Here is a 20654-nt window from a genome sequence, read left to right as displayed (position 1 = left end):
CGGGCGCTGACTGCCACACCAAGGGCTCGTGCCCCTCACGATTCGCCCGGGAAAAGGGGCGAGGGACGGCCGCCGGGAAAGCGTATGCGCATGGCGCGCATATCGCCCCTGAAGAGCACGGCGCCGCGCCCCACCCCCTGATGAAAGCCCACCGAGCGGCGGGTGATGCCGAGCACATCGTCGCATTTTCCCGTGCGCGGCTGCTCCGTTGCCGCGCCCTCTGCCCGTCTGCTTCCCTCAGCCCTTGCCGGCACGCGCCACCGCCTCGCGCAGCGCCGCCAACTGTTGGTCCACCGCCGAGGGATCGCCGGCCTTCACCGCCTTGCCCAGTCCGGCGGCCAGACGGCTGAGCTCGGGATGCCCGAAACTGCCGCCCGCGCCCTTCAACTGATGCGCCAGGCTGCGCAGCGCGGCCCAATCCCGCGCGGCCCGCGCGGAATCCATGGCGCGCAGCGTCTCCGGCAGCCCATCCACGAAACGCTGAATCAGATCGGAAAGATCATCGTAGTCCTGGGCGGGGGGCGTCGGTGGTTCCGACGGCGGCGCGCAGGCCTCGGCGCGCAGATGCCGGGCCAGCACCTCGCGCAGTGCCTGCGCATCCAGGGGCTTGCCGAGGCTGCCGAGGCAACCGCACTCGGCGGCGACACGGCGGGCTTCCGCGGCGTCGGTGGCGGTGAGCAGATACACGGGTAATTCGGGTTGGCGGGCGTGCAGGCGGCGGGCGGCGGTCGCGCCATCGAGTACCGGCATGTCCAGATCCAGGAGCACCAGCTCGATCTCGCCGCTCTCGGCCAGGGCCAGAGCCTGCTCGCCATCGCTCGCGACCAGCACCTCCGCACCGAGCGTCTCCAGCTGCCAGCGGATCAGGGCCTGGTTGTCCGGGTTGTCCCCGGCGAGCAGCACCCGGCCGCGCAGTGCCGCGCCCGCCGCTGTAGCGGCCGGCAGATGCCGCGCCAGCAATCGATAGAAGCTCTCGCGGCGGATCGGCTTGGGTTCACAGGCGATGAAGCCCGCCTGGTGATAGCGGACCCGGTCCTCGGCCATGACATTGGCGGTCAACGCCACCACCGGCGCGCCAAAACCCTGGGCACGCAACTCGGCCAGTGCGCCGAAGCCGTCCAGCACCGGCATCTGCACGTCCATCAGCACCAGATCATAGGGGCGCTCCCAGGCACGGGCCACGGCCTCGGCGCCATCGGCCACGCAGACGATCTCGGCGCCGGTGCGCCGCACCATCATGGCGACCAGCTCACGGCTGTCCGGGTTATCTTCGGCATGGAGAATGCTGCCGCGCAACTGCGGCACCCTGACGGCCTGCTCGTCGGCCAGCTCCGCGCGCGGCGTGTGCGGCACGTCATGCACCAGGCGCACTCCTTCGAGATCCCCGGTGGGCAGCTCGAGCTCGAAGCGGCTGCCCAAGCCCGGCTCGCTGCTGCAGCGCAGCTCGCCGCCCATGCGCTCGGCCAGTTGGCGGGAGATGGTCAAGCCCAGCCCCGTGCCACCATGACGGCGGGTGGTGGACACATCAGCCTGGGTAAAGGCCTGGAAGATCTGCCGCTGCTTGTACGCGGGAATGCCGATGCCGGTATCCACCACGGCGATGCTCAGGCGGTTCGTCTCCGGCTGGCAGCGCACTTCCAGGGTCACGCCACCACGCTCGGTGAACTTCATGGCGTTGCCGCAAAGATTGTAGAGAATCTGGCGCAGCCGGGTAGGGTCGGTGCTGATGGTCTCGGGCAGGGGCCAGTGGTAAACCAGGCGGAAACCCAGACCCCGTTCCCGGGCTCGAACCTCGAATACCGACTGCACATCGGCCATCTGCCTGAACAGGCTCACGGGCAGGCATTCCACACGCAGTCGCTCGGCCTCGATCTTGGACAGATCCAGCACGTCGTTGAGCAAGGCGAGCAGATGCTTGCCGCTGCGCACGATGGTGCGGGCGAACTGCTCGCGCCGCGCCGGATCCAGCGCCGGCTCCAACAGGTACTCGCCATACCCGATCACGGCGGTGAGCGGGGTGCGGATCTCGTGGCTCATATTGGAGAGGAAACTGCTCTTCGCCTGGGCGGCGGCCTTGGCGGCTTCCTTCTCCTTCTCGGCCAGGGCCCGCGCCCGTTCGGCCGCTTCACGTTGCTTGCGCTCGGTGATATCGAGCAGCGAGCCTTCGATGTGGCCGTCCTCACCCTGCCCCAGGCGATGGGCCGAGATGGCGACCCAGACCGGTGTGCCGTCGCGTCGGCGCATGCGCGTCTCGAAGGCATGCACCTGCCCCCGCTGATCGAGTTCGGCGAGCATACGCCGGCGATCCTCGGGCTGCAGGTACAGATCACGCTCCAGGTCCGCCACCTCCCGCTGCATCCGGGGGAGGCTGTCGTAACCCAACATTTCCACGAAAGCCGGATTGCCGCCGATGATGCGCCCATCCAGGCTGGTGGTGAAAATGCCGTAGCGGGCCCGCTCATAGAGCGTCTGATAACGGCCCAGGTTCCGCAGGGCTTCGCGCTGGGCGGTGTCCTTGGCCTCGCGAAGCTGATTCAACCGGTCGCCCAGGGCAAAGGAGAGCAGCAGCGCCTCCAGCGCGGAGCCGATGAGCAGGGAGTACTCGCCGACGAAGGCGCGAGGAATGACGCCGAACTGGTAGATGGCAGTGAAGAACGCGGCCGCCAGGAAGGTCACCCAGGCCAACAGGTAGTATCGGGCCGCACGCTCGCCGCGCAACAAGGCGATCAAGCCGGCCAGCAACAGCAAGGGTGCCCAGAGTATGACCAGGACGACGCCCAGGCGCACTGCGATGGCGTAGTCGAAAAACAGGGCGGCCACCGCACCCAGAAAGCCCAGCGTCGCCTGTACACGCAGTGCCCTGTCCATCCAGGGCGCATGTCGGCGCAGGCGCAGGAACTCCGCGGCGAACAGGGCGCCCACCGCCGACAACGCCGACAATACAACCGCGATGCGGCCAGACGGCTGAGCTCGGGATGCCCGAAACTGCCGCCCGCGCCCTTCAACTGATGCGCCAGGCTGCGCAGCGCGGCCCAATCCCGCGCGGCCCGCGCGGAATCCATGGCGCGCAGCGTCTCCGGCAGCCCATCCACGAAACGCTGAATCAGATCGGAAAGATCATCGTAGTCCTGGGCGGGGGGCGTCGGTGGTTCCGACGGCGGCGCGCAGGCCTCGGCGCGCAGATGCCGGGCCAGCACCTCGCGCAGTGCCTGCGCATCCAGGGGCTTGCCGAGGCTGCCGAGGCAACCGCACTCGGCGGCGACACGGCGGGCTTCCGCGGCGTCGGTGGCGGTGAGCAGATACACGGGTAATTCGGGTTGGCGGGCGTGCAGGCGGCGGGCGGCGGTCGCGCCATCGAGTACCGGCATGTCCAGATCCAGGAGCACCAGCTCGATCTCGCCGCTCTCGGCCAGGGCCAGAGCCTGCTCGCCATCGCTCGCGACCAGCACCTCCGCACCGAGCGTCTCCAGCTGCCAGCGGATCAGGGCCTGGTTGTCCGGGTTGTCCTCGGCGAGCAGCACCCGGCCGCGCAGTGCCGCGCCCGCCGCTGTAGCGGCCGGCAGATGCCGCGCCAGCAATCGATAGAAGCTCTCGCGGCGGATCGGCTTGGGTTCACAGGCGATGAAGCCCGCCTGGTGATAGCGGACCCGGTCCTCGGCCATGACATTGGCGGTCAACGCCACCACCGGCGCGCCAAAACCCTGGGCACGCAACTCGGCCAGTGCGCCGAAGCCGTCCAGCACCGGCATCTGCACGTCCATCAGCACCAGATCATAGGGGCGCTCCCAGGCACGGGCCACGGCCTCGGCGCCATCGGCCACGCAGACGATCTCGGCGCCGGTGCGCCGCACCATCATGGCGACCAGCTCACGGCTGTCCGGGTTATCTTCGGCATGGAGAATGCTGCCGCGCAACTGCGGCACCCTGACGGCCTGCTCGTCGGCCAGCTCCGCGCGCGGCGTGTGCGGCACGTCATGCACCAGGCGCACTCCTTCGAGATCCCCGGTGGGCAGCTCGAGCTCGAAGCGGCTGCCCAAGCCCGGCTCGCTGCTGCAGCGCAGCTCGCCGCCCATGCGCTCGGCCAGTTGGCGGGAGATGGTCAAGCCCAGCCCCGTGCCACCATGACGGCGGGTGGTGGACACATCAGCCTGGGTAAAGGCCTGGAAGATCTGCCGCTGCTTGTACGCGGGAATGCCGATGCCGGTATCCACCACGGCGATGCTCAGGCGGTTCGTCTCCGGCTGGCAGCGCACTTCCAGGGTCACGCCACCACGCTCGGTGAACTTCATGGCGTTGCCGCAAAGATTGTAGAGAATCTGGCGCAGCCGGGTAGGGTCGGTGCTGATGGTCTCGGGCAGGGGCCAGTGGTAAACCAGGCGGAAACCCAGACCCCGTTCCCGGGCTCGAACCTCGAATACCGACTGCACATCGGCCATCTGCCTGAACAGGCTCACGGGCAGGCATTCCACACGCAGTCGCTCGGCCTCGATCTTGGACAGATCCAGCACGTCGTTGAGCAAGGCGAGCAGATGCTTGCCGCTGCGCACGATGGTGCGGGCGAACTGCTCGCGCCGCGCCGGATCCAGCGCCGGCTCCAACAGGTACTCGCCATACCCGATCACGGCGGTGAGCGGGGTGCGGATCTCGTGGCTCATATTGGAGAGGAAACTGCTCTTCGCCTGGGCGGCGGCCTTGGCGGCTTCCTTCTCCTTCTCGGCCAGGGCCCGCGCCCGTTCGGCCGCTTCACGTTGCTTGCGCTCGGTGATATCGAGCAGCGAGCCTTCGATGTGGCCGTCCTCACCCTGCCCCAGGCGATGGGCCGAGATGGCGACCCAGACCGGTGTGCCGTCGCGTCGGCGCATGCGCGTCTCGAAGGCATGCACCTGCCCCCGCTGATCGAGTTCGGCGAGCATACGCCGGCGATCCTCGGGCTGCAGGTACAGATCACGCTCCAGGTCCGCCACCTCCCGCTGCATCCGGGGGAGGCTGTCGTAACCCAACATTTCCACGAAAGCCGGATTGCCGCCGATGATGCGCCCATCCAGGCTGGTGGTGAAAATGCCGTAGCGGGCCCGCTCATAGAGCGTCTGATAACGGCCCAGGTTCCGCAGGGCTTCGCGCTGGGCGGTGTCCTTGGCCTCGCGAAGCTGATTCAACCGGTCGCCCAGGGCAAAGGAGAGCAGCAGCGCCTCCAGCGCGGAGCCGATGAGCAGGGAGTACTCGCCGACGAAGGCGCGAGGAATGACGCCGAACTGGTAGATGGCAGTGAAGAACGCGGCCGCCAGGAAGGTCACCCAGGCCAACAGGTAGTATCGGGCCGCACGCTCGCCGCGCAACAAGGCGATCAAGCCGGCCAGCAACAGCAAGGGTGCCCAGAGTATGACCAGGACGACGCCCAGGCGCACTGCGATGGCGTAGTCGAAAAACAGGGCGGCCACCGCACCCAGAAAGCCCAGCGTCGCCTGTACACGCAGTGCCCTGTCCATCCAGGGCGCATGTCGGCGCAGGCGCAGGAACTCCGCGGCGAACAGGGCGCCCACCGCCGACAACGCCGACAATACAACCGCGATACCGTGCTGCTGCCACCAGATCGCCTCGGGCCAGAGAAACTGATAGGTGAAGCCCCGCAATTCGGTCATCAATAGGCCCGATGCGCCGATGAAGACCACGTAATACAGATAGGCGCGGATGCGGGTGCCGATGTAGATGAACAGGTTGTAGAGCATCATCGCCAGCATGATGCCGGCGTACAGCGCAACCACCGCATTATCACGCTGGGCGTGGACGTAGAAGGCATCGGGCTCCCACAGCACCAAGGGCACCTGGGTGGAGCTGCTGCTCTGTACGCGAAGGCGCAGCTCCAGGCTCTCGCCCGGCGGGATGTTCAGCGGAAACACGAAATGGCGGTGCCGTACCGGACGGATATCGAATGGCCGGGTATCACCGGTCTGCCAAACGCGCCACTTGCCCTGCGCGCCGCGCCAATACAGATCCACCTGGTCCAGCAGGGGATAGGCCACTTCCAGCAGTCGCGCCACGGCTTCGTCGCCGCTGTTGCGCAGACTCAGGCGGAACCAGTAGGCGTCCTCGGAATAGCCGAAATTGGCCACATCCTGGGTGACCGGCCGCCAGGCGGGGAGATCGCCACCGGGAAGGCGGCCCGCACCGTAAACGGCTTGCGGGTCATGGAGCCAGCGCACTTCCTCGCCGAGGCGGTGCCTGGGCTCCAGGGACGCCACATCCAGCACCTCGGCCCCCACGGCCCGGGGAGCCAGCAGGAGCCACAGAAGGAAGCACCCGAAAAAAGCGTTCAATACGGCATCGAGGCCAATCGACCGTGCGGCATTGCTGTTCGGCATGAGGCCTGTCCGTCGGGATTCAGGCCGATTGTGTTGGCTCGCGCGGCGCTTGGCAACAGGGCCGACCCGCGGGCCGACCCTGTGAGCGGCTCCCGGGGGCCTTCAGCTATTCAACAACATGGCGTTGCGCAGCTTCTTCATGGCGTTCTTCTCCAACTGGCGGATGCGCTCGGCGGAGACCTCGTACTGGTCGGCCAACTCTTGCAAGGTGGACTTGTGCTCGCCCAGCCAACGCCGGTGCACGATATCCCGACTGCGCGGATCCAGCCCCAACAGCGCCTGGGACAGCGCACCCGAGAGGTGGCCACGCCAGTCCATGGCCTCCACCTCGGTAGCCGGATCGTCGCGACCGTCCTGCAGATACGCGGCCGGAGAACGGATAATGCTGTCCTCGTCATCATCGGGGCGGGCATCGAAGCCCACGTCCTGGCCGCTGAGCCGGCTTTCCATCTCCAGCACCGTTTCCGGTTTGACACCCAGGTCGGCGGCCACTTTCTGGACCTCGGCGTGGTTCAGCCAGCCCAGACGTTTCTTGGAGCCGCGCAGATTGAAGAACAGCTTGCGCTGGGCCTTGGTGGTGGCCACCTTGACGATACGCCAGTTGCGCAGAATGAATTCGTGGATCTCCGCGCGGATCCAGTGCACGGCGAAGGATACCAGGCGCACCCGTACTTCCGGGTCGAAGCGCTTGACCGCCTTCATCAGGCCGATGTTGCCCTCCTGGATCAGGTCGGCCAACGGCAGGCCGTAGCCCTTGTAACTGCGGGCGATGTGCACCACGAAGCGAAGATGGGACATAACCAGTTGGCGGGCGGCACCCTCGTCATCCAGGTCGCGGTAGCGCACCGCCAGTTGGCGCTCCTGCTCGGCGTCGAGCATCTGGATACGATTGACGGCCTTGATGTAGGCGTCCTCGCTGCCGGCCTGCAGCGGAATGCGCACGCTGGCGCGGGGCCGCACACCCAGCTTGCTGCGCGGCTGCGTGGAACGGGAACGGGCGGTATTGCCGAAAAGGCTTTGAGCGGTAGTCATCCGTGATTCCCCCTAATGACTCCATGTCTACGGGATATTGCGGCGCCCCGGGGGCGCCCGGGCCGGCGTGCCTGCCAGCCATTGCCGGGCTCAGTGCGGTTCGATTGCCGAGAGGTGTCTGCCCACCGCGATCCAGGAGCCCAGCAAACCGAGCAGCACACCTGCCAACAAGAGTAGCAGGCTTTGGGAGAAATCCAGCCCCTGGAGTGATATTCCCCGCTGGTACAGCCCGGCGAGGCGCTCGGCTGGCCCGGCCAGCGCCCAGCGCCCGAGCTGCACCAGCAGCCAGGCCAGAAGACTGCCCAGCAAGCCGTACCACAGCCCCTCGTAGAGAAAGGGGCGGCGCACGAAACCGTTGGAGGCACCGATGAGCTTCTGAATGATGATCTCGTCGCGCCGGTTCTCGATGGCCAGCCGTATGGTATTGCCCACCACCAGCAGCACCGCCAGCGCCAGCAACAGCGCGACCACCTGCACGCCCCGCTCGGCAAGAGCCATCATGGCCTGCAGGCGCTGCAGCCATTCCCGGTCCATGCGGGCGCTGGCCACCTCGGGGCGCGCCTCCAGCCGTTGCAACAGCCCATCAAGTTGCCGCGCTTGCGCCCCGGCCACCGGTTTGAGCTCCACCACCGGGGGCAGCGGGTTCTCTTCCAGCAGAGCCAGCGCCTCGCTGAAACCACTGAGTTGTTCGAACTCCGCCCGCGCCTGCTCCGGGGTGATCAGGCGGGCTTCCTCCACCAGCTCCAGGCCCCGCAGCGATTCGTGCACCCGGCGATAGCTCTCGGCGCCGGTCCCCTGCTCCAGGAACACCGAAATTCGCACGCCGCCTTCCCAGCCCCCCAGGCTTCGCTCCAGGTTGCCCAGCAGCAGCATGAAACCGGCGGGCAGCGCCAGGCTGATACCGATCACCCCGGCGGTCATGGCGGCGGCCACGGGGGTGCGCCACAGCCGCCCCAGCGCCCCCACCAGCGCCTGCAGGTGCTGGAGCAGCCACACCTCGAGCAACCGCTGCAAGCGCCCGCCCACTGCCATCAGGCACACCTGCGGGGCTGATCGTTCACTACCCGCCCCTGCTCCAGGGTGACGCGCCGGTGCCCCAGGCGCTCGATCAGGGCGATGTCGTGGCTGGCGATCACGGTGGTCACTCCGACCCGGTTGAAGGCCTCGAACAGGCCCATGATCTCCGCCGAGAGCTCCGGGTCCAGGTTACCGGTGGGCTCGTCGGCGAGCAGGATCGGCGGGCGGCTCACCACCGCCCGGGCGATGCCCACTCGCTGCTGCTCACCGCCCGAGAGGGTCATCGGCAGCGCGCGCTCGCGATGCAGCAAGCCCACCTTGTCCAGGGCGGCACGTACACGCCGGCCCATCTCCCGATGGGGCACACCGGCGATCACCAGAGGAAGCGCGACATTATCGAAGATACTGCGATCGTGAAGCAGGCGGTGATCCTGAAAGATCATGCCGATGCGCCGGCGTAATCGCGGAATGCGCCGGGGGGCGAGCCGGGAGAGATTGATGCGCGCCACCATGATGTGGCCCCGGCTGGGGCGCTCCAGCAACGGGATCAGCCGCAGCAGGCTGCTCTTGCCGGCACCGGAATGACCGGTCACGAACACCATCTCGCCCTGCTGTATGCGCAGACTGACATCCAAAAGCGCCTCGTGGCCGCCCGGATAGCGCTTGCTGACCCCATCGAACTGGATCACGGCCGCCGCTCAGTCCCGGCCCAACAGGGCGCGCACGAACTCGTCGGCATCGAAGGGGCGCAGATCCTCCGCCCCCTCGCCCACGCCGATGAAGCGCACCGGCAGGCCCAGCTGCTCGGCGATGGCGAAGATCACGCCGCCCTTGGCGGTGCCGTCCAGCTTGGTGAGCACCACCCCGTCCACGCCCACCGCCTGGTGGAACTGCCGGGCCTGGGCCAGGGCGTTCTGACCGTTGCTGGCATCCAGCACCAGCAGGGTCTCGTGGGGGGCCGTGGCGTCCTGCTTGCCCAGCACCCGCTTGACCTTGGCCAGCTCGTCCATGAGGTTGCTCTGGGTATGCAGCCGCCCCGCGGTGTCGGCGATAAGCACGTCCATCTGCCGCGCCCGCGCCGCCTGCAGCGCGTCGAAGCACACGGAGGCCGAATCGGCGCCGGTGTGCTGCGCCACCACGGGTATGCCACTGCGCTCGCCCCAGACCTGGAGCTGCTCCACCGCCGCGGCGCGGAAGGTGTCCCCCGCGGCCAGCATTACCGCGCGACCCTCGCCCTGGAAGCGCTTGGCCAGCTTGCCGATGGTGGTGGTCTTGCCGGCGCCGTTGACCCCCACCATGAGAATGACGAAGGGCTGGTGACGTTCATCCAGCACCAGCGGCCGGGCGCAGGGTGCGAGTATGGCGCGCATATCGGCCTGCAGGCCCGCGAGCAGCGCCTCCACATCGTTGAGTTCCTTGCGCTTCAGCCGCTCGGTGACGCCATCGATGATGCGCTGGGTGGCTTCCACCCCCACGTCGGCCATCAACAAGCGCGTTTCCAGCTCCTCCAGCAACTCATCGTCGATGACCTTCTTGCCGAGGAACAGCGACGACAGCCCCTCGGTGAGACCACTGCCGGTACGGCTGAGCCCCGCCTTCAGACGGGCGAACAGGCCCGGGCGGCGCCGGGGCTCGGCGGACTCGTCCTGCGTATCGGGCGCGGCCCGCTCGCCGGCCTCGGCCGGCGCGGCGGGCGCCGGTACGGCGGACGGTCGCTCGGGCGCCGACTCCGGAGCCGGCGAGGCGCTCGACTCATCCAGGGCCTCGGCAGCGGCAGGCGTCTGCGGTTCGACCGGCTTCTTGGACCCGGTCTTGTCCTTTTTCCTGAAACCCCACATGGTGGCGGATGATCATCCTTAACGGTCGGGGAAAGTGTCGGCTATCCTAACACTCCTCGAAACCCAGGCAGAGACAGCATGCGCACGATATTCGCCTCCCTGGGCCTGATGCTGGCCCTGGTCAGCGGCGGCGCTCTCGCCGCCCCGCCCCCGGTACACGAATACACCCTGGACAACGGCCTGCGCCTGCTGGTGCGCGAGGATCACCGCGCCCCGGTGGCGGTCTCCATGGTCTGGTACCGGGTGGGCTCCAGCTATGAACACCGGGGCATCAGCGGCGTCTCTCACGTGCTCGAACACATGATGTTCCAGGGCACCGAGAACCTGGAGCCCGGCGAGTTTTCCCGGCTGATCGCCGCCGAGGGCGGCCGGGACAACGCCTTTACCAGCCGCGACTACACCGCCTACTACCAGCAACTGGCCGCCGACCGCCTGGACACGGCCTTTCGCCTGGAGGCCGAACGCATGCACCGGCTGCAATTGCGCGAAGCCCAATTCACCAAGGAGCTGGAGGTGGTGCGCGAAGAGCGCCGCCTGCGGGTGGAAGACCGCCCCCGGAGCCTGTTCATCGAACGCTTCATGTTCCAGGCTGAACCGGTCAGCCCCTACCGCATCCCGGTGATCGGCTGGATGGAGGACCTGCAGCAGCTGCGGTTGACGGACCTGCAGCGCTGGTACCAGCGCTGGTACAGCCCCGGCAATGCCACCGTGGTGGTGGCCGGCGATGTGGAACCCGCCGTGGTGCATGCCCTGGCGCAGAAGCATTTTGGCGCCGTGCCCGCGCGGGACAGCGACACCCCCCGTGACCCGCCGCGCCTGACGGCACCCGGCCTGCGCCGCTACACCCTGCGCCTGCCCAACGCCGAAGTGCCGCAGATCCTGCTCGGCTACAACGTGCCTTCGCTGGCCACCGCCGAGCGCCCCGAGGATGCCTACGCCCTGGAGGTACTGGCCGGCATCCTCGACGGCGGTTCCGCCGCCCGGCTGCAGGCCGGCCTGGTGCGTGGCCGCGAGATCGCCGCGTCAGCCGCTGCAAGCTACGCCGCTGCCAGTCGGCTCGACAGCCTGTTCCTGTTCAGCGCCCGTCCGGCGGGCGACGCCACGCTGGACGCGCTGGAGCAGGCGCTGGACGAGGAAATCACCCGCCTGCGCAACGAGCTGGTGGACGAATCCACCCTGGAGCGGGCCCGAAACCAGCTGATCGCCGACACGCTTTTCCAACTCGATTCCGTGTTCTATCAGGCCATGCAGCTCGGCGTGCTGGAGACCACCGGCATCGGCTGGGAGGAACTGGACCGTTACGAGCAGCGGGTCCGGGCGGTCACCGCCGAGCAGGTCCGCGAGGCGGCCCGCCGCTTCCTGCGCGATGAGCGGCTCACCGTCGCCCGCCTGCTGCCCGCCGAGGAGAGCGAATGATGCGCCTGACCCTGCTGTTGCTCGGCCTGCTCGCCACCCTGCCCGCCCTGGCCACGCCGCCCGTGCAACACTGGCGCAGCGCCCAGGGAGCCGACGTGTATTTCATCGCCGCCGACACCCTGCCCATCGTCGATCTGCGGCTCACCTTCCGCGCCGGCGCCGCCCGTGACGGCGAGCAGCCGGGGCTGGCCGCGCTGACCAACAGCCTGCTGGACCAGGGCGCGGGCGGGCGCTCCGCCGACGAACTGGCGCAGGCACTGGAACAGGTTGGGGCGCGCCTGAACATCGGCAGTGCCCGGGACATGGCCTGGTTGCATCTGCGCAGCCTGAGCCGGGCGGAGGCCCTGGCGCCGGCACTGGATACGCTGGAGCTGATCCTCACCCAGCCGGACTTTCCCGCCCACGCGCTGGCGCGGGAGCGCCGGCGCATGCTGGTGTACCTGCGCAGCCAGCAGCAATCACCCGCCGCCCTCGCGGAGAAGGCCTTCTATAAGGCACTTTACGGCGACCACCCCTACGCCACGCCCCCGGCGGGCACGGCCGAGAGCCTGCGCGCGCTGGACGAGGAGGACCTGCGCGAGTTCTACCGCCGCCACTATGTGGCCGCCAATGCCACGGTCGCCCTGGTGGGCGATCTGACCCGCAGCCAGGCCGAGCATCTGGTGGGGCGCCTGCTCGATGAGCTCCCCGCCGGCGAAGCGCCGCCCGCCCTGCCCGAGGTGCCGCCGGCCGAGACGCAGGCGGTGCACATCCCCTTCGATGCCAGTCAGACCCACATCCTCCTCGGCCAACCGGCGGCGAGCCGCGACAGCCCCGACTACTTCCCGCTGCTGGTGGGCAACCACATCCTCGGCGGCAGCGGCCTGAACTCGGTGCTCGCCCGGGAGCTGCGCGAGGAGCGTGGGCTTTCCTACAGCAGCGCCAGCCGATTCAGCTTCATGGAGCGCCCCGGCCCCTTCCTGATGAGCACCCAGGTGCGCGCCGACCGCGCGGACGAGGCGCTGGGCGTACTCCACGATTCCCTGCGCTCGCTGCGTGACGAGGGCCCCAGCCAGCAACAGCTGGATATGGCCATCGCCAATCTCGCCGGCGGCTTTCCGCTGCAGCTCGACAGCAACAACGATCTGGTGGGGTATCTGTCGGTGATCGGCTTCTACGGCCTGCCGCTCGATTATCTGGAGCGTTATGTGAGCCGGGTGCGAGCGGTGAGCGCCGAGGAGATCCGCGAGGCCTTTCGTCGCCATCTGGACCCGGCGCGCATGACCCGGGTGCTGGTAGGCCCCGAGGCGGCGAAAACCCCATGAGCGGCGGCAAACAGAGCCTGCGGATCATCGGCGGCCACTGGCGCGGCCGAAAGCTCGATTTCCCCGCCACGGTGGGGCTGCGCCCCACCGGGGACCGGATTCGCGAGACCCTGTTCAACTGGCTGCAACCCCTCCTGCCCGCCGCCCGTTGCCTGGACCTGTTCGCTGGCAGCGGCGCGCTGGGGCTGGAGGCCCTCTCCCGGGGAGCCTCGGAAGCGGTGCTGGTGGAGCGAGATCGTCGCGCCGCCACGCTGCTGCGGGAAAACATCGCCCGGCTGGGCGCCGACCGGGCCCAGCTCGTGCAGGCCGACGCCCTGGGTTTTCTGCGGGGGCCTGCACGCCCCTTCCACCTGGTCTTCCTTGATCCGCCCTTCGACTCCGATATCATCGCCCCGTGTTGTCAGCGCCTGGAAGAGGGCGGCTGGCTGAGCGCCGACGCGCGCATCTATCTGGAACAGCCCGCAAAACGCCCGCTGCCGCCCCTGCCGGCCTCATGGCATTTGCTGCGGGAAAAACGCGCCGGCGAGGTGGCCTATTACCTGGCGGCGCGGGAACACAGCGAACAGGAAACAACATGAGCGTCACCGCGGTCTATCCCGGCACCTTCGACCCCATCACCCGCGGTCACAGCGACCTGGTGGAGCGGGCCTCGCGGCTGTTCGACCGGCTGATCATCGGCGTGGCCGCCTACCCCAGCCCCAGCAAGCGCCCGGCTTTCAGCACCGAACAGCGCCTGGAACTGGCGCAGCGGGTGCTGGCTCACGTCCCCAACGTGGAAGTGCGCAGCTTCGACACACTGCTGGCGCGCTTCGTGGAGAACTGCGGCGCCCAGGTCATCATGCGCGGCCTGCGGGCAGTGTCCGACTTCGAGTACGAATTCCAGCTGGCCAGCATGAACCGCCAGCTCATCGAGAACGTGGAAACCATCTTCCTCACCCCCTCCGAGCAATATGCGTACATCTCCTCCAGCCTGGTAAAGGAAGTCGCGGTCCTGGGCGGGGACATCGAGAAGTTCGTCCACCCGGATGTGGCCGCGGCCCTTCACGAACGCTACAAGCAGGGCGCGTGAGCCCATGGCGATGCGCCCGGCCCGCCTGCTGCTCCTGCTGCTGCTCTTTCTTGCCGACCCGGCGCTCGCCGAGCGCGGTCCGCAGGCTGCCATCGCCAGCGCCCATCCGCTGGCCACCTCCGCCGGGCGCGAGATCCTGGAAGCCGGTGGCAATGCGTTCGATGCCGCGGTCGCCGTAAGCGCCACGCTGGCCGTGGTGGAACCCTACGGCTCGGGGCTGGGCGGCGGGGGCTTCTGGTTGCTGCACCGGGCGAAAGACGGCCGCGATGTGATGCTCGACGGCCGCGAACGTGCCCCGCTGGCGGCACATGCAGCGCTCTACCAAGATGCCGAAGGCCAAGTCCTTCCCAAGGCTTCCCTCCACGGCCCGCTGGCCGCGGCGATTCCCGGCACACCGGCGGCTCTGGCGCACCTGGCGGAACACTATGGCCGCCTGCCTCTGGCGCGCAGCCTGCGCCCCGCCATACACCTTGCCCGCGCGGGCTTTCCGGTGGACGCGCATTTTCTGCAAATGCTCCACTGGCGCCGTGATGCCCTCAACGAGGAAGCCCGCCGCCTGCTGCTGGACCAGGGGGCGCTCCCCGCGCCCGGCTGGCGCCTGCGTCAGCCGGAGCTGGCCCAAACTCTGGAGCGGCTCGCGGCGCAGGGCCACGACGGCTTCTATCGCGGCCCCATTGCCCGCGATCTGGTCGCGGAGGTGCGAGCCGCCGGCGGCATCTGGCGCCTGCAAGATCTGCGGGAATACCGGGTGGTGGAGCGCGAACCGGTGCGCGGGCGCTATCACGGCATCGAGGTGATCAGCGCGCCACCACCCTCGGCGGGGGGCGTGGGGCTGATCGGCATGCTCAACATCCTCGAGCATTATGACCTGAGCACCCTGGAGCCCACCCAGCGCATTCACCTCATCGTCGAGGCCATGCGCCGCGCCTACCGCGACCGGGCCGAGTATCTGGGCGACCCGGACCATGTGGCCATGCCGCTGGCCCGTTTGCTGAGCAAGGATTACGCGGCGGGCCTGGCCCAAGGCATACACCCGCGGCGCGCCACGCCCAGCGAGCTGCTCGCCCCGGTCAACCCGCAGCGCCCGGGCGGCGAAGACACCACCCACTTTTCCATCATCGACGCCGACGGCAACCGGGTGGCCGCCACCCTGTCCATCAACTATCCCTTCGGCAGCGGCTTCATGGCACCGGGCACCGGCATTCTGCTGAACAACGAGATGGACGACTTCGCCGCCGCCGTGGGCAAGGCCAATGCCTACGGGCTGGTGGGCACGGCGCCGAACACCATCGCCCCGGGCAAGCGGCCGCTTTCCAGCATGACGCCCACTTTCCTGGTCGACGGTGAGCGTGTCGCCGTGCTGGGCACGCCGGGTGGCAGCCGCATCATCACCATGGTGTTGCTGGGCGCGTTGAGCTTCGCCGACGGCGAGGAACCGACCCGCTGGGTGAGCCTGCCGCGCTACCACCACCAGTACCTGCCGGATCATATCCAGTTCGAGCCCGGCGCCCTGCCCGAAGCCGTGCGGGATCAACTGCGCGCCATGGGCCACGCGCTGAAGGCGCGGCAGCGGCGCTATGGCGACATGCAGGCGGTACGGCGCGACGGCGACGGTCTCAAGGCCGCCGCCGACCCCCGGGGCGTGGGGCAGGCCCAGGTCTTCGCGCCGGCGCCGAGCCGCTGAGCCCATGGGCCGCTACCGTCCACCCCAAGCGCCCAGCTCGCCCTACATCACGCCGGAGGGCCACCGGCGCCTGCGCGAGGAACTGGACTATCTCTGGCGGCACAAACGCCCGGAAGTCACCCGCGCCGTCTCCGAGGCCGCGGCCCAGGGCGATCGTTCCGAGAACGCCGAGTACATCTACGGCAAAAAGCAGCTGCGCGAGATCGATCGTCGGGTGCGTTTCCTGCGCAAGCGCCTGGACGGCATCACGGTGGTGGACCGCCCGCCGGACGATACTTCCCGCATCTACTTCGGCGCCTGGTTCCGGCTGGAGGACGAGCAGGGCGAGGAGCTGAGCTTACGGGTGGTGGGCCCGGATGAGTTCGACCCGGCACGAGGCTGGATCAGCATGGACTCGCCCATGGGCCGGGCGGTGCTCGGCAAGGCGCTGGATGAAACCTTCCATCTGGACACCCCGGCCGGCCCCCGCGAGTACCTGATCAGCGCCATCAGCTATCAGGGTCCGTACGCGGGAGACTGATCAGTTCCCATGGGCCTTTGCCGAGCCCATCACAAAACGTGCGCAAGCCCCGGAGTGCTGATATGTTTGTAGGGGTAACAAGAACAGCGGTCCGCCACGCCCAGCGAACAGAGCAAGATACGCCCCGCGAAGCGTACTATCGCCGGTAACCACCGCAGGCAACCGCACAGAATCCTTTTGGGGAGACTCCTAGACATGCTGAGCCATCGATTCACCACCCTGCGGCCCCTGCTGCAAGGCGCGGCCCTCGCCGCCGCGCTGGGCCTGCCGGCCATCGGCCAGGCCGATATCACCGACGGCGTCATCAAGGTGGGCGTGCTCACCGATGTGGTGGGCCCCTATTCCGACTCCGCCGGCCAGGGCGAGCAGGTCGCCGCCGAGATGGCCGCCGAGGAATTTGGCGGCAAGATCAACGGCAAGCCCATCCAGGTCCTGCTGCGCGATCACAAGAACACCCCGGATGTGGCCACCGAGCAAACCCGTGCCTACATCGACGAGGACAATATCGACGTGATCGTCGGCATTCCCTCCTCCGCCGCCGCGCTGGCCGTGCAGGCCGCCGCCGGCGACAGCGACACCATCGTCATCCACAACGGCGCGGGCACGGAGCTGCTCACCGGCAAGCATTGCCGGGCCCAGAGCATCCAGTGGCAGTACAACACCGGCGCGTTCACCTCTTCCCTGGGCGATGCCCTGGCTCGCGAGGACGACGCCAAGACCTGGTACGTGATAACCCTGGACCATCCCTTCGGTTACGGCATCAAGGAAGGGCTGGAGAAGGCCATCGCGCCCCATGGGGCCAAGGTCATCGGCCATACCTACCACGGCTTTACCGAATCGAACTTCTTCCCCATCCTGCAGAAGGCCATGGACAGTGGCGCGGACGTCATCGCCATCGGCAACGCCGGCGCGGGCCTGATCGCCGCGGTGCGCCAGGCCAGCGAAATGGGCGTGACGGCCCGTGGCCACAAGCTCGCCAGCGTCATGACCCTGCTCCAGGACGTGCGCGCCATCGGCAACTACGCCGCCGCCGGTCTGCAGTTCGGCGTACCCTACTACTGGGGTCAGAACGAAGCGGCTCGCGAGTTCTCCGAGCGCTTCCGGCAGCGCAACGGCAGCCCGCCGTCCTCGGCGCAGATCTCCGCCTACGTGAGCATCAAGCACTACCTCAAGGCCGTGCAGGCCAGTGGCTCCGACCGGGGCACGGAGGTGGTGGCGAAGATGCGCGAGATCCCCATCGATGACGGCATCACCCGCAACGGCTACATCCGCGAAGACGGCCGTGTGGTGCACGACATGAACTACATGCGGATCCGCCGCCCCAGCGAAGTGGATCAGGCCCTGGACTACTACGAGCTGCTGCGGGTCATCCCCGGCGACGTGGCCTTCGCCCCGCCGAACCCGGAGTGCCCGCTGGTCAAGGGATAAGCGTCAGCCGAGGCGTGACACCAAGAGAAGGGCCGCACATCGCGGCCCTTCTTGCGTTGGGCGGGGCAGCAGGGCGCCGATCCGTGCATCCCTAACGCTGGCAGCGTGGGCACCAGGTGGTGGCGCGCTGGCCCAGGCGCTGCTCCCGCAACGCATCGCCACACCGGGGGCAGGGCTGCCCACCCCTGCCGTAAACATGCAACTGCTGGGCAAAATAGCCGGGCTTGCCCTCGCCGGAGGTGAAATCCCGCAAGGTCGTACCACCCGCCTCGATCGCCCGGGCCAGCACCTCTCGCACCGTCTGCGCCAGCCGCTCGTAGCGCGCCCGGCTGATGCGCCCCGCCGCCCGGTCCGGGCGTATACCGGCGAGAAACAGCGCCTCGTTGGCATAGATATTCCCCACGCCCACTACGGTGCGGCTGTCCATCAGCAGCGCCTTGACGCTCACCCGCCGCCCCTTCGCCCGGGCATACAACCAGGCGCCGTCGAAACCGCCTTCCTCCGCCAGCGGCTCGGGCCCCAGGTGGGCGAGCAGGGGGTGCTGCAGCGGATCACCGAGCCACCAGTGCAGGCTGCCGAAGCGGCGCGGGTCGGTGTAGCGCAACCAGTGGCCATGCTCGAAGCCCAGATCCACATGGGCATGGCGCGCCGGCGCTTCCCAGTGGGGGAGCACTCGCAGGCTGCCGGACATACCCAGATGCAGCAGCAGGGTGCCCGCGGCGGTCGCGAACAGCAGGTACTTGCCCCGACGCTCCACGGCCTGAATGCGCTGCCCCGTGAGCCCCTCGGCCAACTCCGGGGGCACCGGCCAGCGCAGGCGGGGCTCGCGCACCCGCACCTCGACGACAGCTCGGCCCAGCACATGGGGGGCGACGCCACGGCGGGTGGTTTCCACCTCGGGCAACTCAGGCATCGTCCGCCTCCGGGCCAAACCATTCATCCAGCCAGCGCCGGGGCAACTGGTAAAGCATTTTCTGCTCCACATCCCAAAGGCCGGCGGGCGTCTCGCGACGCAGGCGTAGCCGGCGCTCGCCCTGCTCGGTGACGATGCGCACCCATGGGGCCGCGACGGGCGCGGCGGGTTCCGGGCTGACGATGGTGGCGCGCAGCGCCTCCCAGCCCTGGGCGTCCTCGCTACCCAGACGGCGCCCGTCGGAGAACGCCACCGAGCGCACCCTCGCCCCTTCGGCGAACAGGCGCCGGTCCACGAAGTTCCACCAGGGGCCGCCCAGTGTGGAGGATATCGGGTCCAGCACCCGCAGTACCTGATCGCCTCGTTGCAGATAACGCTGTTTGCTCATCGGGTCCAGGGTGCCGAAGGCGAGCGACTCGCCATTCAGGCGCAGCGTGAGGCGTGGCGCCTCCAGCCCCAAGGGGGCAAGTTCAAGCTCCGCGACGCGCAGGGTTTCGCCCACCGGCGTGCCCAGGAAATCCAGCAGGCGCTGCAGTTGCTCGGGGCTGGCGGGCAGGCGCCGGGGCTCGGCGAGCCACCAGCGCGCCCCTTCCCGGCGCAAGGTGAAACGCTCATCGACCTGGATGCGGGATATCTCCGAAACCGGCTGCTCCGCCACCGTGGGGGGCGGTTTGCGCGCCTCCACGATCAGCCAGGCCACCAGCAGCAGCGCCAGGGCCAGGGCCAGATTGAGCAACGCGCGCCGGGCGTTCATCCGGCGCGCCGCCGCCACCAGCGCCACAGGGCAAGCCCCAGGAACAGCAGCGGCAGCCCCAGCAGAAAGCCGAAGCCGATCAGATACCGGCTCCAGGGCGCAAAGCTCAGGCGCTGATCCGGGCTGGGGCGCGCATAGCTGCCGATGAAGCCCTCGGCCTCTGCCAGCCAGTCCACCAAGTTCAGTCCCAGAGGCAGGTTGGCGCCGTTGCCCAGGTAGGCATTGGAGAGGAAATCCGCATCCCCCAGCACCGCCAGGCGCTGGCGCCGGCCCTCATGGCCGGCCCTTTCAGCCGTGGCCGCCACCCACAGCGGCCCGCCCTCGGCCTTGGCGGTCACGCCCGGCAACGGCTCCCAGCGCTGCGCCGTGCCGGTGCGCAGCAAGGGCACCCAGTCCGATTGCCCGGCGGGGCTGAGCATGGTGGCCCGAGGCAACAGGCTGGGCGCCTCCAGCGCCCGGGTGGCGGGGTGCTCGGGGTAGGCGGAGATCACCAGCAATTGCTGGTCCTCCAGGGCCAGCAGCTCCCGGGCCTGCGGGTCGCGGATCAGCCCCGCGCGGATGCGCAGCCCCAACACCGGCTCCAGAAAGGCCAGATGCTTGGCATCCGCGGCCTCGGCCAGCAGCAGCAGCGAACCGCCCTCGCGCAGATAGCGCTGGACGATGCTCTGTTCGCCCGGCAGCAGCTCCACCTGGGGGTCGGCCAGTACCAGCAGCGCGAGGTTATCGGGCAGCGCCGGCATGCGGGCCAGGTTCAGCGCCTGCAGCCGGTAGCCCTTGCGTCGCAGCGCCTCGCCGAACCGGCCCAGGTCATGGTTGGTCTCCCCTTCCAGCGAGCGCTCGCCGTGGCCGGTCAGATAAGCGATATAGGCCTCGCCGGTGCGCAACAGCCGCTCGATGGCGGCGCTGATGTGCTGCTCGGTGGGCACCCGCACCCGCTGCTGGGCGCCCCGGTAGCGCAGCACCAGTTCACCGGCGCGCTCTATGCCCAGCTCCCGCACCAGATCGGGCCGGGTGCGCGGATCCACCCACTCCAGCTGCAGGCCGGCGGGGGCCTGATCGGCGTAGCGGCGCAGCAGCCGCTGCAGATGTTCGGCTACCGTGCCTTCCCGGGGTGCGAAGACCACCGCCTGCAGCGGCTCTTCCAGGCGGGCCAGCAGGGCTCGGCTGGGTTGGGAGAGCTCGGTGTAGGCCGCCCCCGCCCAGCGCCACTGCACCGAGTAGAGCGTGCTCAACCAGGCAAGCCCCCCCAGCAGTGCCAGGAAGAGGATGGTGAAGAGCACGGCGTTGAGCCGCAGCGACCAGCGTAGGCGCGAGTTCATG

15 protein-coding genes and 1 pseudogene are annotated in these 20654 nt (G+C 68.6%); 7 read left to right on the top strand and 9 right to left on the bottom strand.

Going from position 1 to position 20654, the window contains the following annotated elements; all coding sequences use genetic code 11:
* Positions 1 to 237 precede the first annotated feature (237 nt).
* From GBG68_RS05510 to ftsY, 6 genes and pseudogenes are all read right to left on the bottom strand, one after another.
* Positions 238 to 2922: a response regulator gene (locus tag GBG68_RS05510; protein WP_264297978.1), complete on the bottom strand. Its 2685-nt coding sequence runs from the start codon at positions 2920 to 2922 to the stop codon at positions 238 to 240.
* Positions 2923 to 2963: 41 nt separating this feature from the next.
* Positions 2964 to 6359: pseudogene (locus GBG68_RS14320) on the bottom strand (7TM diverse intracellular signaling domain-containing protein); the annotation flags it as partial.
* 102 nt (positions 6360 to 6461) lie between these two features.
* Positions 6462 to 7391: an RNA polymerase sigma factor RpoH gene (gene rpoH / locus GBG68_RS05500; RefSeq protein ID WP_152145923.1), complete on the bottom strand. Its 930-nt coding sequence runs from the start codon at positions 7389 to 7391 to the stop codon at positions 6462 to 6464.
* 90 nt (positions 7392 to 7481) lie between these two features.
* The gene (gene ftsX / locus GBG68_RS05495) at positions 7482 to 8423 is read right to left on the bottom strand and encodes a permease-like cell division protein FtsX (RefSeq protein WP_152145922.1); all 942 of its coding nucleotides are present in this window, start codon (positions 8421 to 8423) and stop codon (positions 7482 to 7484) included.
* Positions 8423 to 9097 carry a cell division ATP-binding protein FtsE gene (ftsE, locus tag GBG68_RS05490; RefSeq protein WP_152145921.1) on the bottom strand — a complete coding sequence of 225 codons (675 nt, stop codon included), beginning with the start codon at positions 9095 to 9097 and terminating at the stop codon, positions 8423 to 8425. Before ftsE ends, ftsX begins: the two co-directional genes overlap by 1 nt.
* A 9-nt stretch (positions 9098 to 9106) precedes the next feature.
* Positions 9107 to 10246 (bottom strand): signal recognition particle-docking protein FtsY, encoded by a 1140-nt coding sequence (gene ftsY / locus GBG68_RS05485; protein ID WP_152145920.1) that lies wholly within the window; start codon positions 10244 to 10246, stop codon positions 9107 to 9109.
* Positions 10247 to 10324: 78 nt separating this feature from the next.
* On the opposite strand from ftsY, the gene GBG68_RS05480 reads away from it, so the two are divergent.
* From GBG68_RS05480 to GBG68_RS05450, 7 genes are all read left to right on the top strand, one after another.
* The gene (locus tag GBG68_RS05480; protein WP_152145919.1) at positions 10325 to 11662 is read left to right on the top strand and encodes a M16 family metallopeptidase; all 1338 of its coding nucleotides are present in this window, start codon (positions 10325 to 10327) and stop codon (positions 11660 to 11662) included.
* On the top strand, positions 11659 to 12966 hold the full coding sequence (locus GBG68_RS05475) for a M16 family metallopeptidase (RefSeq protein ID WP_152145918.1): 1308 nt from the start codon (positions 11659 to 11661) through the stop codon (positions 12964 to 12966). Before GBG68_RS05480 ends, GBG68_RS05475 begins: the two co-directional genes overlap by 4 nt.
* On the top strand, positions 12963 to 13544 hold the full coding sequence (gene rsmD, locus GBG68_RS05470; protein WP_152145917.1) for a 16S rRNA (guanine(966)-N(2))-methyltransferase RsmD: 582 nt from the start codon (positions 12963 to 12965) through the stop codon (positions 13542 to 13544). Before GBG68_RS05475 ends, rsmD begins: the two co-directional genes overlap by 4 nt.
* Positions 13541 to 14035, top strand: a complete 495-nt coding sequence (gene coaD / locus GBG68_RS05465) for a pantetheine-phosphate adenylyltransferase (RefSeq protein ID WP_152145916.1) — start codon at positions 13541 to 13543, stop codon at positions 14033 to 14035. The genes rsmD and coaD overlap by 4 nt, the downstream gene beginning before the upstream one ends.
* A 4-nt stretch (positions 14036 to 14039) precedes the next feature.
* Positions 14040 to 15719, top strand: coding sequence for a gamma-glutamyltransferase (gene ggt, locus GBG68_RS05460; protein WP_152145915.1), 1680 nt, complete (start codon positions 14040 to 14042; stop codon positions 15717 to 15719).
* A 4-nt stretch (positions 15720 to 15723) separates the two neighbouring features.
* Positions 15724 to 16239 (top strand): transcription elongation factor GreB, encoded by a 516-nt coding sequence (gene greB / locus GBG68_RS05455; protein WP_152145914.1) that lies wholly within the window; start codon positions 15724 to 15726, stop codon positions 16237 to 16239.
* A 195-nt stretch (positions 16240 to 16434) separates the two neighbouring features.
* Positions 16435 to 17667, top strand: a complete 1233-nt coding sequence (locus GBG68_RS05450) for an ABC transporter substrate-binding protein (protein WP_152145913.1) — start codon at positions 16435 to 16437, stop codon at positions 17665 to 17667.
* A 91-nt stretch (positions 17668 to 17758) separates the two neighbouring features.
* On the opposite strand, the gene mutM is transcribed toward GBG68_RS05450, so the two are convergent.
* From mutM to GBG68_RS05435, 3 genes are read right to left on the bottom strand one after another with little or no spacing between them, the layout of a single operon-like run.
* Positions 17759 to 18580: a bifunctional DNA-formamidopyrimidine glycosylase/DNA-(apurinic or apyrimidinic site) lyase gene (gene mutM / locus GBG68_RS05445; RefSeq protein WP_152145912.1), complete on the bottom strand. Its 822-nt coding sequence runs from the start codon at positions 18578 to 18580 to the stop codon at positions 17759 to 17761.
* A complete protein-coding gene (locus tag GBG68_RS05440; RefSeq protein WP_152145911.1) occupies positions 18573 to 19334 on the bottom strand; it encodes a DUF4340 domain-containing protein in 762 nt (253 codons plus the stop codon). Before GBG68_RS05440 ends, mutM begins: the two co-directional genes overlap by 8 nt.
* Positions 19331 to 20653, bottom strand: coding sequence for a Gldg family protein (locus GBG68_RS05435; protein WP_193222228.1), 1323 nt, complete (start codon positions 20651 to 20653; stop codon positions 19331 to 19333). Before GBG68_RS05435 ends, GBG68_RS05440 begins: the two co-directional genes overlap by 4 nt.
* Position 20654 lies beyond the last annotated feature (1 nt).

It is taken from the genome of Alkalilimnicola sp. S0819, from assembly GCF_009295635.1.
In the GTDB taxonomy this organism is placed as follows: Bacteria; Pseudomonadota; Gammaproteobacteria; order Nitrococcales; family WHIW01; genus S0819.
The sequence above is the reverse complement of the archived record's forward strand: the minus strand, read 5'-3'. Positions and strand labels throughout refer to the sequence as shown.